General features: G+C 39.5%; 15 protein-coding genes and 2 pseudogenes. 12 read left to right on the top strand and 5 right to left on the bottom strand.

Translation table 11 applies throughout. The features are described 5' to 3' along the window. Positions 1-80: 80 nt before the first annotated feature. Together xylA and xylB are read left to right on the top strand one after the other, a co-directional pair. Entirely contained in the window at positions 81-1412 is a 1332-nt protein-coding gene (gene xylA / locus NDM98_RS02010; RefSeq protein WP_251604060.1) for a xylose isomerase, read from the top strand. Between the two features lie 60 nt (positions 1413-1472). Continuing rightward, positions 1473-2970: pseudogene (gene xylB / locus NDM98_RS02015) on the top strand (xylulokinase). 85 nt (positions 2971-3055) lie between these two features. On the opposite strand, the gene NDM98_RS02020 reads toward xylB, so the two are convergent. Both NDM98_RS02020 and NDM98_RS02025 read right to left on the bottom strand, forming a co-directional pair. After that, positions 3056-3256 (bottom strand): cold-shock protein, encoded by a 201-nt coding sequence (locus NDM98_RS02020; protein WP_203086826.1) that lies wholly within the window; start codon positions 3254-3256, stop codon positions 3056-3058. A gap of 182 nt (positions 3257-3438) precedes the next feature. Next, positions 3439-3621 carry a hypothetical protein gene (locus NDM98_RS02025; RefSeq protein ID WP_251604063.1) on the bottom strand — a complete coding sequence of 61 codons (183 nt, stop codon included), beginning with the start codon at positions 3619-3621 and terminating at the stop codon, positions 3439-3441. A 106-nt stretch (positions 3622-3727) separates the two neighbouring features. On the opposite strand from NDM98_RS02025, the gene NDM98_RS02030 reads away from it, so the two are divergent. The 5 genes from NDM98_RS02030 (at position 3728) to NDM98_RS02050 (ending at position 6940) form a co-directional block, all read left to right on the top strand. After that, positions 3728-4198: a MarR family winged helix-turn-helix transcriptional regulator gene (locus NDM98_RS02030; RefSeq protein WP_251604066.1), complete on the top strand. Its 471-nt coding sequence runs from the start codon at positions 3728-3730 to the stop codon at positions 4196-4198. After that, positions 4195-5175: a ring-cleaving dioxygenase gene (locus tag NDM98_RS02035; RefSeq protein WP_251604069.1), complete on the top strand. Its 981-nt coding sequence runs from the start codon at positions 4195-4197 to the stop codon at positions 5173-5175. Before NDM98_RS02030 ends, NDM98_RS02035 begins: the two co-directional genes overlap by 4 nt. 22 nt (positions 5176-5197) lie before the next feature. Then, a complete protein-coding gene (locus NDM98_RS02040; RefSeq protein ID WP_251604072.1) occupies positions 5198-5812 on the top strand; it encodes an alpha/beta hydrolase in 615 nt (204 codons plus the stop codon). A gap of 154 nt (positions 5813-5966) precedes the next feature. Continuing rightward, positions 5967-6677, top strand: coding sequence for a hypothetical protein (locus NDM98_RS02045; RefSeq protein ID WP_251604075.1), 711 nt, complete (start codon positions 5967-5969; stop codon positions 6675-6677). 110 nt (positions 6678-6787) lie between these two features. Further along, a complete protein-coding gene (locus NDM98_RS02050) occupies positions 6788-6940 on the top strand; it encodes a hypothetical protein (RefSeq protein ID WP_251604078.1) in 153 nt (50 codons plus the stop codon). 2 nt (positions 6941-6942) lie between these two features. Here NDM98_RS02050 and NDM98_RS02055 read toward each other — a convergent pair whose 3' ends face one another. Together NDM98_RS02055 and NDM98_RS02060 are read right to left on the bottom strand one after the other, a co-directional pair. Further along, the gene (locus tag NDM98_RS02055; protein ID WP_251604081.1) at positions 6943-8280 is read right to left on the bottom strand and encodes an alkaline phosphatase; all 1338 of its coding nucleotides are present in this window, start codon (positions 8278-8280) and stop codon (positions 6943-6945) included. Between the two features lie 114 nt (positions 8281-8394). Then, positions 8395-8670, bottom strand: coding sequence for a hypothetical protein (locus tag NDM98_RS02060; protein ID WP_251604083.1), 276 nt, complete (start codon positions 8668-8670; stop codon positions 8395-8397). A 126-nt stretch (positions 8671-8796) separates the two neighbouring features. Here NDM98_RS02060 and NDM98_RS02065 point away from each other — a divergent pair, with 126 nt between their 5' ends. The 3 genes from NDM98_RS02065 to NDM98_RS02075 are packed head-to-tail and all read left to right on the top strand — an operon-like array spanning position 8797 to position 10754. Continuing rightward, positions 8797-9612, top strand: a complete 816-nt coding sequence (locus NDM98_RS02065) for an ABC transporter ATP-binding protein (RefSeq protein WP_251604086.1) — start codon at positions 8797-8799, stop codon at positions 9610-9612. Then, the gene (locus NDM98_RS02070; protein WP_251604089.1) at positions 9609-10145 is read left to right on the top strand and encodes a GNAT family N-acetyltransferase; all 537 of its coding nucleotides are present in this window, start codon (positions 9609-9611) and stop codon (positions 10143-10145) included. Before NDM98_RS02065 ends, NDM98_RS02070 begins: the two co-directional genes overlap by 4 nt. Before the next feature lie 12 nt (positions 10146-10157). Continuing rightward, positions 10158-10754 (top strand): DJ-1/PfpI family protein, encoded by a 597-nt coding sequence (locus tag NDM98_RS02075; RefSeq protein WP_251604092.1) that lies wholly within the window; start codon positions 10158-10160, stop codon positions 10752-10754. A gap of 42 nt (positions 10755-10796) precedes the next feature. Here NDM98_RS02075 and pepF read toward each other — a convergent pair. Then, a pseudogene (pepF, locus tag NDM98_RS02080) lies at positions 10797-12604 on the bottom strand (oligoendopeptidase F). 150 nt (positions 12605-12754) lie between these two features. On the opposite strand from pepF, the gene NDM98_RS02085 reads away from it, so the two are divergent. Continuing rightward, the gene (locus tag NDM98_RS02085; protein WP_251604095.1) at positions 12755-15043 is read left to right on the top strand and encodes a DEAD/DEAH box helicase; all 2289 of its coding nucleotides are present in this window, start codon (positions 12755-12757) and stop codon (positions 15041-15043) included. Between the two features lie 21 nt (positions 15044-15064). After that, positions 15065-16633 carry a bifunctional metallophosphatase/5'-nucleotidase gene (locus tag NDM98_RS02090; protein WP_251604099.1) on the top strand — a complete coding sequence of 523 codons (1569 nt, stop codon included), beginning with the start codon at positions 15065-15067 and terminating at the stop codon, positions 16631-16633. Positions 16634-16638: the final 5 nt, after the last annotated feature.

A 16638-nucleotide genomic window follows, 5' to 3' on the forward strand; every position in this document is an offset into this window, starting at 1 on the left:
CAATAGACAAAGTGAAAGCAAGCTGTTATACTTTTTTGTGATGCAAGCGTTATCATAAATTGAATAGGAGAGTGTTATACATGGCTGTATTCAAAGATGTGGAACGTATTCAGTACGAAGGTCCGACCTCAAAGAATTCATTAGCATTTAAATATTATAATCCGAATGAACAAGTGAATGGTCAATCAATGGAGGAAATTCTTCGGTTCTCTGTGGCGTATTGGCATACGTTTACAGCAGGTGGAGAAGATCCATTTGGTTCTGCTGTCATGGAGAGACCATGGTTACATCTTCAAGGATTAGATCTTGCAAAGGCACGTGTAGAAGCAGCATTTGAATTATTTGAAAAGCTAGATGTTCCATATTTTTGCTTTCATGATATTGATATTGCTCCTGCTGGGTCATCATTAAGAGAAAGCAATCAGAATCTTGATGTAATCACAGCGATGATCAAAGATTACCAGAAAACAAGTAAAACCAAGTTACTTTGGAATACAGCTAACCTATTCACGCACCCACGATATGTACACGGAGCTTCTACATCAAATCTTGCTGACTCATTTTCCTATGCTGCGGCACAAGTAAAAAAAGGTTTAGAGATGGGCAAGGAGCTTGGTTCAGAGAACTATGTATTCTGGGGAGGCAGAGAAGGTTATGAATCTCTTCTAAATACCGATATGAAGTTAGAACAAGATAATATGGCTCGTTTTTTCCATATGGCTATAGAATATGCAAATGAAATCGGATATACCGGTCAATTTTTAATTGAACCAAAACCAAAGGAGCCAACTAAGCATCAATATGATTTTGATGTAGCTACTAGTTTATCCTTTTTACAAGCATATGGACTTGCGGATCATTTTAAATTTAATGTAGAGGCAAACCATGCGACATTAGCGGGTCATACGTTTGAACATGAATTGCGTACAGCAAGAATTCATGGAATGTTAGGATCAGTTGATGCAAACCAAGGCGATCCACTTCTTGGTTGGGATACTGATGAATTTCCAACAGATATGTATTCTAGTACACTTGCAATGTATGAGATTCTTAAAAACGGAGGACTTGGTAGTGGTGGGTTGAATTTTGATGCGAAGGTCCGAAGAACATCTTTTGAACCAATTGATTTATTTGAGGCACATGTAGCAGGTATGGATTGCTTTGCAGTTGGGTTGAAGGTTGCTGCAAAACTAATAGAAGACCGAGTGTTGGATGAACTTGTAGAAGATCGTTATTCTAGTTTTAAAGAAGGAATTGGACTAGATATCGTCGAAGGAAAAAGTAGCTTCCGTCAATTAGAGGAGCATGCACTTGGTCTCACGGAGATTCGTCCGCGTTCAGGGAAACAAGAAAAATTAAAAGGTATCATTAATCAATATCTACTTGAAACAATGCAATCGGTAAAAGCATAGCTCAAAACGTTGGAGTGTTTCTTCAGCGTTTTTTAAAATAAAGACAATTGAGGTGGTACGATGTCTTATGTAATCGGAATTGATTTAGGAACTAGCGCGGTAAAACTGATCCTTGTCGCTAAAGATGGTGAAGTTATCGATGAAGTAAGTAAACCATATCCTTTAATCCAACCCAAATCAGGTTATAGTGAACAAAATCCTGAGGAGTGGGTGAGTCAAACCAAACAAGGAATCTCAGAACTAGTTGAACGGCTTCAGGGTTCAGCTGATGAGATTGAAGGGATCAGCTTTTCGGGTCAGATGCATGGTCTTGTTCTGTTAGATAAAAGTTATCACGTTCTACGACCGGCTATTTTATGGAACGATACGCGCACAACAGCGGAATGCCGGTTAATAGAAGAGACTGTTGGTAAAGATACATTGTTACGTATAACAAAAAATCCCACACTAGAAGGGTTTACGTTACCTAAACTATTATGGGTAAAAGAACATGAACCAGACATATATTCTCAAGTTGCTGTTTTTTTATTACCGAAAGATTATCTTCGTTACGCGCTAACTGGAAAGATTCATAGTGAATATTCTGATGCAGGCGGGACTTTGCTTTTAGACATCCAAAATCAAACCTGGAGCAAAGAACTCTGCGATAAGTTAGAAATTAATGTTAATATGTGTCCACCGCTTGTTGAATCGCATGCTTTAGTTGGTCGCGTAACGACGCAAGTTGCCAAACAAACGGGTTTATCGGAACAAACAAAAGTATTTGCTGGCGGGGCAGATAATGCATGTGGAGCTATAGGCGCAGGAATACTTACTGAAGAAGATACACTCGTGAGTATCGGAACTTCAGGTGTTGTTTTAGCTTATGAACAAGATAAGAATAAAAAAATGAATGGCAAGGTACACTTTTTTCACCATGCGCAACCTGGTGCCTTTTACAAAATGGGGGTCACTTTATCTGCAGGCTACAGTTTGAGTTGGTTCAAGGACACATTTGCTACTGATGTACCTTTTGAACAATTAATTAATGAGGCGGGGGCCCGTGAGCCAGGTGCAAATGGATTATTATTTACACCTTATTTAACAGGGGAACGAACTCCACATGCAGATTCTGCTATTCGAGCTAGCTTTATTGGAATGAGCTCAACTCATTCTCGAGCTGATTTTGTAAGAGCTGTATTGGAAGGCATCACGTTTTCATTACGAGACTCCATTGAATTATTTCGAGAAGAGGGTACACCAATTAAACGCATTATTTCGATTGGCGGCGGGGCCAAGAGTAATGTATGGCTACAAATGCAGGCGAATATCTTTAATACGACAGTAGTTAAACAAACAAATGAACAGGGACCTGGATTAGGTGCTGCAATGCTCGCAGCGTTTGGAGTTGGCTTGGTTTAGTAGTTTAGAAGATTGTGCAAACGCCTTTTTACATGAGGATGCTGTGTATGAGCCGGAGCAAGAACAAGTTCAACGATATGACGCACTGTATCAGCTTTACGTAAAAATATATAAGCAAACCAATGAGCTTAATCAATCATTGTCAGTCTATCGATAGACATAAAAAAGAAGCTGCGTCTGTTCATAAACAGGCGCAGCTTCTTTTGAGTAAATAAAAACCCCCTCGAGAGGGGGTTGGTTAATTATGCTTTTTCAACGTTAGCTGCTTGCTCGCCACGGTTACCTTCAACGATATCAAAACGAACTGCTTGGCCTTCTTCAAGAGTCTTGAAGCCTTCGCTTTGGATAGCAGAGAAATGTACGAATACATCGTCCCCGTCTTCGCGCTCGATGAAACCAAAACCTTTTTCTGCATTAAACCATTTTACTGTACCTTCTAACATGTGTGTTTCCTCCTTGAAATTGTAGTACTAATTACGTTAACCATCAAGCTTCAAGAGGAAACGACATAAGGTATTCCTTCTATCCACGTTAATAAAACAATAAGTAGCATAGGTACATATTAGCACAGGCTACAGCAATATGCAAGCTATAATCTCGTAACCTGTGCAATTAAAAATCGCTTTTAATCACTCGACGATTTGTTTTTTGTTTTTTCAGGATGGCGCTGTTCTTTTTCCTCACGATTAATCTCTTCTAATGGTAATTCATCAATAGGCATGGATGATTGATCATGGTGACTTTGAGCATCTTCGTTCTTTTTGAATTTCTCTTTATCCACTTGTGCTTTTTTATTTGCTTCAGTCATCTTAATCCCTCCTTATTATTGTGCATAACCCATAAATATAATTTTAAACATCGGCTTGACTTCTATCAGTTTAGTGCTAAACTGATAACAAGAAGGGAGGCGTAAGATGCATAAGCCAAAAGAGCCACGTACAAAACAACAACGATTAAGTTTGTTATTATGGTTTCGTTTAGCTCGTTTCTACAATCAAAGTAACCGAATGTCTAATGAACATGTAAAGCCTTATGATTTAACAATCTCACAGTTTGATTTGCTTGTTCAGACACAGGCTAATCAGCCGATCTCACAAATGGATTTGGCCGAAAAACTTCTTGTCACCAAAGGTAGTATCACTCAAATGCTCGCAAAACTTGAACAAAGAGATTTAATTAAAAAAGAGCAAGATTGGCGTATCAAACGTATTTCACTGACGGAAAAAGGTGAATTACTTATGCAACAAGCGCGCCCTGACCAGTCAGCATTTCAATCTTCACTGTTTTCATCCTTAACTAGAGATGAACAAAAACAATTAAATATATTATTAAAAAAAATTCAAAAAGGGATCGAATCCCATACAAATCAGGAGGATGAACAATGAATATTTTGCCACTTAAAGGACAACATCATGTATCAGCGATTACAGCTAACGCTAAAGAAAACTTGCATTTCTACACAGAGATCTTGGGAATGAGATTGGTTAAGAAAACAGTTAATCAAGATGACACATCCGTTTATCATTTGTTTTATGCAGATGAGCGTGGTAACCCTGGAACAGATTTAACATTTTTTGAAATTCCGCATGCTGGAACGACTTATGAAGGGACAAATAGTATTAGTTTAACTTCATTACGAGTTGCTGATGATAATGCGCTTGACTACTGGGTGAACCGTTTAGAAGAACACGATGTGAAACATGAAGGGGTTACTGAAGAGTCAGGTAGGAAAACACTTGCATTCCGTGATTTTGAAGGACAGCGTCTACAGTTTGTGTCAGATGAACATAATCAAGGTGTTGCTGGCGGGAAACCATGGGATAAGAGTCCAGTGCCTGTTGAACATGGTGTGGTTGGTTTAGGACCTGTTCGTTTAACGGTTAGCAGACCTGATATTACAGCCAAAGTTCTAGTAGACGTGATGGGATTCAGTGAGGTACGTTCGTACACAGAGGAAACTAGCAGTCAAACCATTCGAGTATTTGAAACTGGTGAAGGTGGTACAGGTGGTGAGATTCATTTACTTGAGAGGAATGATCTTCAGCGTGAAAGACCGGGTAGAGGAAGTGTACACCACGTTGCTTTCAGAGTGGAGAATCAAGATGAATTAAACAAATGGGTTGAGCACATCAGTGCATCTGGACTTCCGAATTCAGGATTTGTAGAACGTTATTATTTCCGTAGCCTGTATTTCCGCGAACCAAATGGCATTCTATTTGAACTAGCGACAGATGGTCCAGGGTTTGAAGGAGACGAATCATTTGATACTTTAGGCGAGAATCTTGCATTGCCTCCATACCTTGAAAATCAACGTGAACAAATTGAAGCAACGATTAAGCCACTACACACAAAAAAAGGATAAGTATAAAAGGAGTGTAAAGCCAATGCATCATGAACATCTATTCAAAAAAGGTGAGGACACTAGCTTGCCAACAATTGTTCTTCTTCACGGTACAGGTGGAGATGAAAATGACTTACTTCCTATCGCAGAGATGATTGCAAAAAAAGCATCTGTACTTAGTGTACGTGGAAATGTATCTGAGAATGGTATGAATCGATACTTCAAACGTCTTGCTGCGGGTGTTTTTGATAAAGAAGATCTTTCAAAGCGCACAAATGAATTACACGAGTTTATTCAAGATGCAGCACATAAATATGAGTTTGATGCGAAAAAGGTTATTGCAATTGGTTACTCAAATGGAGCAAATATCGCAGCAAATTTGATTTATACGATTCAAGATTCATTGTATGGAGCTATCTTGTTTCATGCTATGCAGCCTCAAGAAGCTGTTCAAGTTGGACGCATTGAGCAAACAGCAGTGCTAGTCTCATCTGGAAAACGTGATAATATGATCCCAGCTGTAGAATCTGAAAAGCTGATTCAAACGCTTAAGCAATCGGGCGTAGATGTTACAGAATTCTGGACTGAAGGCGGTCATGAGCTAACGCGTGAAGAAATAGTCGAAGCCACACGATGGTTTACGGAACAAACAAAGTAAATCGCATAGATCAGGCACCTGATATTTGATCAGGTGTTTTTTCTATTTATGTAAGATAGTGCGAATATCCTTAAAACGGTTGACTTTCACTGCAATGATTTATAGTATAAAGGGGTTTCAGAGACTTATTTATTGCTAGAAATGAGGTCGTAACATGTCAGAACATGAAACAGGGATAAATGAAGAGCAACTATCCAAGCGTAAAAACTGGGTGCTTTTTGGAATTATAGGTATTATGACTTTAGGTATTATCTATTTAGCTATTTTTCAAGATATCTGGTATCGAGTAGTCGTATTAACGGCACTGATCTCCGGTGGGATTTTAATTTATCGACAGCTTTCTTCTATTCAGAAACATCTTAATGGAGGAGTACCAAGAGTTGAGCTATCAGATGACGTTGAAGATGCACGACTTTCTGAGCCGGAAATGCTTGAAAAGGAAACGGAGCTTCAACAGCTTGATCTAGATCGAACTCAAATGTTTGAAGAGTTATTAAGTCGATCTGCCATTGAAGAGCATGAAAAAACAGCATACCGAGAAAAAATGGCTGAAAAAGAAACAGAAACCTCGCGAATTCGTGAAGAGCTAGGACATGCGCCGAGTAAATTGCAGCAGGTATACGAAGGAACTAAAAAGTATTTTGTTAAAGATAATCCGATGAAAGAAATTGCCGCATCACTTGATTCTGAAATCATTGAAAATGGAACACTTTCAGAACTTAACGACGAAATCCAACGTATGATTCCTAGATTATCTAGAGAAAGCCTTGAATCACTAGAAAACTCAAATTATATGGATGAATCTTATAAGCTCACTCGATCAGGCTATAAAGAGCTTGTACAAGCAGCTGATCAACTTAAATAATGATGAAAAAGCACACGCCCTTATTGAAGAGGTGTGTGCTTTTGCTTTGTGTTTATATAATATCGATAGAGGGAACCTTGTTCACAAACAATATAAAGGGAGGAGTTAAGATGGTTATTATACTTGGGATGATTCTTTTTCCTATTGTGATTCTTCTTGCCTTAGTGCAAATAGTTCGAGGTTCTCAATTAAAAAAGGAACATCAAATCGAGCAGATAGTCACTCGGAAATTAAAAGAACATTATTCGAATCAAAAAGATTGATATTAATTGCCTATCAAAGCTTGCCGAATTCCTTGAAACACATCTGTATTATCAATTGTTCCAGTAAAATTAGTTGATTGGGGACCATAAGCATAAATTGGAACATCAATTGCCGTATGATTATCACTCGTCCAAGCCATTCCCGCTTTTTCACTAACTAGTGTATTAAGCGCCATTTTGGGGTCATTACTCTTTTTAATCCGTTCTAGCTCATCACCTGAAAAAGTCATAGATGTCTCCTCAGTTATCACCTCTTCTAAATTTGAGAAGGAGTGATCCACAAGTTGTATCATGTCTGCACCAGTCATGGAAACATCGTGTAGATTGGATGGGTTGAACTCGTCATCTGGTTGAATGGATAATCCACCTGTATCATGGTCACCGACGATAACGACTAATGTTTCTTTGTCTTGCTCTGCGAAATCAACAGCTAATTTAACTGCTTCCTCAAAAGCATGTGTATCTTTCATTGCGTACGCTGCATCGTTATCATGACCAACCCAGTCAATTTGACTGCCCTCAACCATTAGGAAAAAGCCTTCATCGGATTGAGAGAGGTGGTCAATTGCAAAGGAGGTCATTTGCGCAAGTGATGGTTCAATTATACTTGGACCAAAATTGGCGAGCAGCGCATCGTCTGCAAACAGTCCTAAGAATTTTTTTGATGAATCTGCTTCTGTAGCCAGTAGATCACGTTTGGTTTCCATATAGGTAAATCCATTGTCTTCCGCTTCTCCAATTAAATCTACACCATCTTCGCGAATTCCGCCTTGCTCAGGAGATTGAAATTGTTCCCTGCCACCACCTAAAAGTAAATCTATACCATCATGATGAATAAGTTGTTTAGCAATGCCTTCATAATCATTTCGTCCTTCAACACTAGCTGCAAAAGCTGCCGGAGTAGCATGATTTATGGTAGACGTGGCAACGAGACCATTCTTCTTGCCAGCTTGTCTAGCCAAATCAACAATTGATTCTAATTCCTCGCCTTCTGGTGAATAACCAATGACGCCATTATTTGTTTTAACTCCTGTAGCAAGTGCTGTTCCAGCAGCTGCAGAGTCGGTGATCAACGAGTCTGCTGAATGAGTTGCTACCATTCCTTTTAGCATCTGTTTTTCTTCCCAAATAGGTGGTCCATCTTCTTTAAATAATCGATAACTGTCTGCATAAGCGGTTGAGAAGCCATCAGGAATCAGGAATATCACATTATTAACTTCATCCCCAAAAGCATCAGGCATGTCAACACCAGAATCCGATGCACTCGCAGAAAGCATAGGGGAGAGGGATAACCCCACTAGAGTAATTGCAGTGAACGTAATTGCTAGATTCTTTTTCATATAAAAAAGCCTCCTTCAGAATAGGTTCGTCCCCATTCTAACAAGAGGTTATGTCGTTCATGTTACTTGGATATTAACAAACAGTGAATCAATGTAAAGACACTTAGTGTGATTTCACAAAAAAAGTCGAAAACTTAACCAGCTTTGCTTAATCGACGTGTAGGTACCAATGGCTGCTAACCCATAGCACAAACCCATAAGAGCACCTAGAAGAGTGCTTTGACGACAAGATATACGTTTTGACACAGACAAGCCAATACCAACTAGCACAGAAGGAGTAAATGGATACTTTACATAAGCTAAACGATTTAACAATTGACCAAGTAGACAAAAAATCGGGGCCAAAAACTCAATTTCAATGACGGCAGTTTGAACAAACGTAGAGATCACACTGCTCGCTCCTTTGTTTTTATCTTAGTATGTGCAGAAACATAAAGCTTATCCAAAAGAAATAAAAAAGCTCTGTGCTATACTGAAAAAAAAGATCATTTTTTCTGATAATTGGAGGGGGAAGGCATGTCAACAAAGGTTATTACACTCGATAATGTGTCGTGGAGACGTCAAAAGAAACCCATTCTTGAAGACATTCAGTGGGAGGTTCAAAAAGGGGAGCATTGGGCCATTCTAGGGGCAAATGGTTCTGGGAAAACGTCAATACTTAAGCTTATCACTGGGTATGAATGGGCTACAACTGGCACCATAGATGTTTTGGGGGAACGCTTTGGACAGACAGCCATCTTTGACTTACGCAAACGAATTGGTTGGTTAAGTGCCTCACTAGATGAAAAATATCGGAACTATGAGGGTTTATCATGTGCAGATGTGATTGTGAGCGGAAAAAATGCTTCAGTTGGGATCCATGAACAGGTTGATGACGTCGATATTCAACAGGCTCTAAGTCTTGCAAAAGAAATGGGTTTGTCTCATGTGTCTCATTCACCCTTAAGGAACTTATCACAAGGTGAACGAAAAAAAACATTTTATGCAAGAGCGATGATGACTAGTCCTGAGATTATGATTGTTGATGAGCCAACTAGTGGACTTGATATCCTTGCCAGAGAACAATTTCTCACGCATTTACAAAACGCACACTTAAATGCTGAAAGTCCAGTATTGCTGTATGTTACTCATTATCCTGAAGAAATTATACCTGCGGTGACCCATGTATTATTGCTCAAAAATGGCAGGGTTGTAGCTGCGGACAAAAAAGAAAAGGTTCTAACAGATCAACTTTTAACGCAGGCTTTTGATGTTCCGATTTTTGTGTCTTGGCGAGATGAACGACCATGGATTCAAGTTGGCTCCATCGCAGAAGTAGGAAAAAGCACATGATTGGCGATTTAATTTATTTACGTTCTTTTCAAATAGAAGATGCAGAAGATTTACTTCTCATGCAAACGCAGAACAAGCTGTTTTTTGAGCAGTATTCAATGATGCGTACAAATGATTTTTATTCAATGGACTATCAGAAACAAATGATTAAGCAGTTTTCACAGCTTAAGCTTCAAGGAATAGAATTTCATTTTGGAATATTCTTAAATGATACAGATCAACTAATTGGAACGATTGATTTATTTCAGCTGTATCGTGGTTCTTTACAAAGTGCCATGATTGGTTATTTTATTAGTCACGCCCATAATGGAAACGGATATGCAACAGAGGCATGTAAGTTACTTGTAAACTATGCATTTTCTAATCTAAAACTTCATCGGTTAGAAGCAGGTGTTATGCCTCGTAATCTCGGCTCAATTCGTGTACTTGAAAAATCTGGTTTCCATAAAGAAGGCATTGCAAGAAAAAACGTACGTATTAATGGGGTATGGGAAGATCATCAAGTTTTAGCCTGTTTAAATCCAAATGACTGAGGAGGATTAACGATGCAAAGAGTGCCACAAACCGTTTTAATCTATTTATTTGATGAAGTAGAAGTTCTTGATTTTGCTGGTCCTTTTGAAGTATTATCTCTTGCTCAAAAAGAAAATCAACCATTCTTTCAGGTATACACCATTTCTGAAACTGGAGGAGCCATTCGAGCAAGGAACGGACTAGTGGTTCAGCCAGATTATGGCTTTGATACGTGGGATGGTCAGGAGGACCTAGTCATTATCCCTGGTGGTCGTGGAGCGCGAGAAATTGAAATTCATAAAGAGTCGGTCTTGGAGTGGATACGAACCATGTATCAAAAATCTACTATCTTAGCATCTGTGTGTACAGGATCCTTACTACTCGCTGAAGCCGGACTACTAAAAGAGAAGGAAGCAACAACACATTGGGCAAGTCTAGATCATTTTGAATCTACATATCCGGACGTTCACGTAAAGCGCGGAGTCAAATTTGTTGATCAAGGCGACTTAATAACCTCAGCAGGTATTTCAGCTGGAATTGATATGTCCTTTCATATCGTGAAGAAGCTAATTGGCGTTGACAGTGCTAAAGCCACAGCGAAGAGAATGGAGTATGATATAAAGTTATAGAAAAAACGCCTCTTCATTTGAAAGAGGCGTTTTTTAAATGACTTACTCGGCATAGCTTTCTTCGAGCTGAGTAATTAACTCTCCGACATATTCAACAGAGGTACGAATGGTATCAGGATTACTCATATCTACCCCTGCGTCAGCAAAAAGATCTAGTGAACTTTTTGTTCCTCCGGCTTTTAGCATCTCAAGCCAACGATCGATTGCCGGCTGACCTTCCGATTCAAATGACTTATATGCAGCAGTAGAAGCGGCAAGACCAACAGAATACGTATATGGATACAAGCCCATATAATAATGAGGTTGTCTCATCCATGTTCTTCCCGCACCTTCATCTAACACAACTGCATCTCCCCAGAATCCTTCAAGTACTTGATTCTTCGTTAGACGTAGTGTGGATGCTGTTAAAGGTTCGCCTGCTCCAGCTAGCTCGTATACGCGTCTTTGGAATTCACCTTCTAGCAAGTGAGTGACAAAATTATGGTAATACGTTCCGAGGAACTGTAGGATAACCCAACGTTTCATTTGTGGATCGTCTGTTTCTTGTAATAAATGGTTACCCAGAATTAACTCATTCATCGTTGACGGTGCTTCAATATTGTAAAGTGATGGTCGCACAGATGAAAGGGGTTGATGTTGGTTAGCTAAGTAGAAGTGACCCGCATGGCCAAGTTCATGAGCAAGCATAAAGGCACCACGCATATTGCCTGTCCATGTCATCAAAATGTACGGATGAGCACCAAATGGACTTGAACAAAACGCACCTGTACGTTTGCCGATATTACTTGCACGATCGACCCAAGCGTTCATTTAAAGCTTTATCAAGCATCTCTGAGTATTCAGGACCCATGACTTTTAATGCTTCTTGAATCAGATCTGAAACCTTTTGATAGGTTGTTTCAGGTTGAAACTCTGGATCAAGCGGTGCTTTTAAATCACAAAATGTTAATTCGTCTAAGCCGAGTACACGCTTTTTAAGTCTCGCAAATCGTTGCATATGAGGCGCAAGCTCTTTGTAGATGATATCAAGTTGATTTGTGTACATCTGCTGGCTAACACGTTGCTCGTGTAACAACATATCTGTCGCAGACTCATAGTTACGTAGACGTGCCAGCGTCACATGTTTTCCAACTTCAGTTGCATAGGTTTGTGCATACGTATTTTCGTATTTTGCTAATGTAGCATCAAAGGTTTTATAGGCATTTCTACGTTCATCTGTGTCCGGAGATAATTCGTATTGATCCTCAAATAATGCAAACGAAAGAGATTTTTCTTCACCCTTTGCTCCTTTAAAGGATGGGAAGGTCATATCAGCTGATTTACTAGCTGAATAAATGGCATAAGGTGATGTTAAAGTTGGACTCAATGCTTGCAGAGCTTTCTCTGTTTCTGCATGAAGAGAGTATGGTTTTTTAGATAGAATCTTATCAAGTAATATATTAAATTTGTTGAACCCAGGCAGTACTTCAGTAAATTGTTGAATGGTTGCTTCTGGAATGGAGAGAATTTCAGACTCGATAAAAGAAAGAGATGCAGATACTTCAGCTAAAATGTCAGTGGAAACAGCATAATCTGCTTGCGCTTCTGCATTGGTTCCATCAACAGATAGTTTTAGATTTGCATATGTAGAGATAAGGACAATTTTTTCCATAATAGATTCTCTAGCTTCCAAGCAATTTAACAGATTCTCAGGTCGCTCAGCTAGCTTTCCTGAAAAGCTTGTAATACCCTCTACAGCTTGGAGACAATGCATAAAGTGCTTCCTGCCAAGACCCTCTTGTTTCAAAAAGATCAGTTAAATCCCATGTTTCTGAATAATCAATCTCTGAACGGTGTGCTAAAGTTGTCAAATGATTTTCCTCCTTTTATTCGTAAAGCGAATTAAATGTAGTATACACTAGATTGGGAAGGAAGTTTAGCGAAAAGTTCTAGGCATGCCTATAGTAAAACAAACAAACATTCGCTACAATAGAATAAGAAGAATGTTTAGGGGTGCAAGTATGTTTAAAAAAAGCTTACAACAACTATTGCGTGACTTAAAAGAGAATGAATCCTTTAAGGAACAGATTGTTCATTGGCACGAACTTGAAGCAGTGGAAGCAAGGACTTGCCCGTTTCCGGACCAGATGAATAACAAACTAGTTCAGGCTTTGCAAAAAAGAGGAATTGGTGAGCTGTATACTCATCAGGAAGCTGCATATTCAGCAACACAAAAGGGTGAAAATATAGTAGCGGTAACTCCAACGGCATCAGGTAAAACACTTTGCTACAATTTACCGGTCCTCCAACAAATTTCAGAGAATAATGAGAGCCGAGCTCTTTATATTTTTCCTACTAAAGCGTTAGCACAAGATCAAATGAGTGAACTTAATGAGCTCATTGATGAAATGGATGTACCAATTCGCTCTTACACATATGATGGTGATACATCTCCTTCCATTAGACAAGCTGTAAGAAAGGTTGGGCATGTAGTTATTACCAATCCTGATATGCTACATTCAGCAATCCTCCCACATCATACAAAATGGGTATCGTTTTTTGAGAATTTACAGTACATCATTATCGATGAACTACATACATATCGTGGGGTATTTGGAAGTCATGTTGCAAATGTCATTAGGCGACTAAAACGCATAGCAGCTTACTACGGGGCAAACCCAACATTCATTTGTACATCAGCAACCATCGCAAATCCCAAAGAGCTAGCAGAAGAATTAACAGGCCGACCAATGCGCCTAATTCAAAACAATGGAGCGCCTAGAGGAAAAAAACACTTTATCTTTTACAACCCTCCGATTGTGAATGAACCGCTAAATATACGTCGAAGTGCAACAGTTGATGTCAATGAGTTAGCAAAGCAATTTTTAACAAATGGCATTCAAACAATTGTGTTTGCAAGAAGTCGAGTGCGTGTTGAGATTATACTAAGTCATCTACAGGAATTAATTAAACATCGCTTCGGTCCAGATACGATACGAGGGTACCGCGGTGGATATCTACCAAAACAACGACGAGAAATTGAAAGAGGTTTGCGAAAAGGTGACATCATTGGCGTTGTGAGTACAAATGCACTTGAGTTAGGAGTAGATATCGGTCAACTTCAAGTATGTGTGATGACGGGTTACCCTGGTTCGATTGCGAGTGTTTGGCAGCAGGCGGGAAGAGCCGGGCGGAGGCAAAATGAATCTGCCATTATCATGGTAGCTGGTTCCTCTCCGATTGATCAATATATTATTCAACATCCTGAGGCGTTTTTTGATCGCTCTCCAGAGTCAGCAAGGCTCAATCCAGATAATTTAATAATCTTAATGGATCACTTAAAATGCGCGGCCTACGAGCTTCCATTTAAACGAGGAGAAACATTTGATGGTGTTGAGATTGAAGAAATCCTTGAATATTTAACTGAGCATCAGGTTTTACATGAACGAGCAGAGAAATGGTATTGGATGAATGAGTCGTTCCCGGCACATGGCATAAGTTTACGCTCAGCCTCTCAAGAAAATGTCGTGATTATCGACCAAAGTGATGTAACCAAGCATACGGTCATTGGAGAAATGGATCGTTTTAGTTCGATGACTCTATTACATGACGAAGCGATCTATCTGCACCAAGGCACTCAATACCAGGTTGAATACCTTGATTGGGACGAACGTAAGGCATTCGTAAGAGAAGTATCTGTGGAGTATTATACGGATGCAAACTTAGCTGTTAAGCTGACTGTGCTTGAAGAAGATGAGACCAAGCAGCGTCCTTATGCACATCTATCTTATGGAGATGTGATGGTTAATGCAAAAGCAACCATATTCAAGAAGATTCGCATGAGTACATTTGAGAACATTGGATCTGGTCCAATTCATTTGCCGGAAGAAGAGCTACATTCAAGTGGGATGTGGTTCAGCTTTTCGCCGGAGTTAATTGAGCAGTTTGGAGAGGCGTCACTCGAGGCAGGATTAATGGGGTTTGCGCATGTTCTTGGGGCGGTATGCCCAGTTTTTGCAATGTGTGACCGTAATGATCTTCATGTCGTTCCACAAATAAAGGCGGATCACTCGGAACGTCCAACTGTTTTTGTCTACGACAGCTATCCAGGTGGCATAGGACTTTCAAAAGAAATTTACCAAAAGGTTGATTCCGTACTGCAGCATGTACAAAATTTGGTTGAATCATGCCCTTGTCAATCAGGATGCCAAGCTTGTGTTGGCGCCACCAGTTCATTCGGACAACTTGAAACAAAACAAATTGTGAAACGTTTAGTTAGTGGACTACTAGCGGATAAAACGAGCTACTAAATAGAGATCAGGAGAGATAACATGAGTAAAATTCAACTGAATGTGTTTGAAACAAGTGATGTACATGGTCACATTATGCCACACAGGTACCGAACAGAAGATGATTTACCTCTTGGTTTGGCCAAAATTGGCTCTTTAATTAAAGAAGTACGTAGCAAAGAAAACCATGTGTTGGTTGTTGATAATGGTGACTTAATTCAAGGAACTCCACTCACAACCTATTTTTCAAAACTTGATACGGATCAAGAACATCCACTTATTCGTGCTGCAAACTTGTTAGATTATGATGCGGCTGTACTTGGAAATCATGAGTTTAATTTCGGCTTAGATACACTGAATCAAGCTGTTCAAAACTCTACATTTCCATGGTTAGCAGCTAATATTGTGGATGAACAGACCAAGGAATGTTACTTTGGAAAGCCATATATTGTGAAGGACTATGACGGTGCAAAAGTAGCGTTACTTGGTTTAACTACACAATATATCCCTAATTGGGAAGACCCTAATCATATCGTAGGTCTAGAATTTGTTGATTGCGTGGAGTCAGCGAAAAAATGGGTTTCACACATCCGACAGCACGAACAGCCAGATGTTCTTATCGTTTCATACCATGGAGGATTTGAACGAAATCCTGAAAATGGCGAGTTGGAAGAAAGGGAGACGGGGGAAAATCAAGGATATGCGCTTTGTCATGAAGTAGAGGGTATTGATCTTCTTCTTACTGGTCACCAACACCGTTTACTTACGGGCAAGTGTGGAGATGTTCACATCTTACAACCAGGTTGCTTCGGTGCGGCTGTTGGTAAGGCAGTCATCGAGCTAGAAAAAAACTCAGATAAGTGGCAAATTACATCTATTCAAACTGAATTGCTTGATCTTGATCATGTCAAAGCAGATCCAGCTATTGTTAAAGCTTCTGATCTCTTGGAAAAAGAGGTTCAAGGCTGGTTAGATGAGCCAATTGGTTATGTTGAAGGAAGTTTGCGAATTGAGGATGCGTTTGATGTACGGTTAAACAAACATCCTTTTACCGAATTTATTAATAAGGTTCAAATGGAAGCTTCAAACACTGCAATCTCTAGTACAGCTCTGTTTGACAACACATCTAAGGGTTTTCCTGACAAAATCACCATTCGTGACGTGATGTCGAATTACATTTATCCGAATACATTAAAGGTGTTAGAGATCACAGGAGAAGAATTAAAAGCTGCACTAGAACGTAGTGCAAGTTATTTTATGCTGACAGATGGCGAACCAGCTATCAATCCGGCCTTTCTTTACCCTAAACCACAACATTATAACTATGATATGTGGGAAGGCATTCGATACACCATTGACCTCTTAAAACCAGAGGGGGAGCGAATCGTACAACTAGAAGACGAGCATGGAGAACCGATTCAACTAGGCAAGACCTATGAAGTGGTTATGAGCAACTATCGTGCTAGTGGTGGTGGCGAATACACGATGTTTAAGGACAAACCTGTGATACGAGAAATGCAAGACGATATGACAGATTTGATTATTCAATACGTGCAAAAACATCAAACAATCTCTTCTGCAGTTAATCAGAATTGGAAAGTTATCTGGTAATAAAA

Origin of the sequence: Alkalicoccobacillus plakortidis (assembly GCF_023703085.1) — a bacterium.
Classification (GTDB): Bacteria; Bacillota; Bacilli; order Bacillales; family Bacillaceae_D; genus Alkalicoccobacillus; species Alkalicoccobacillus plakortidis.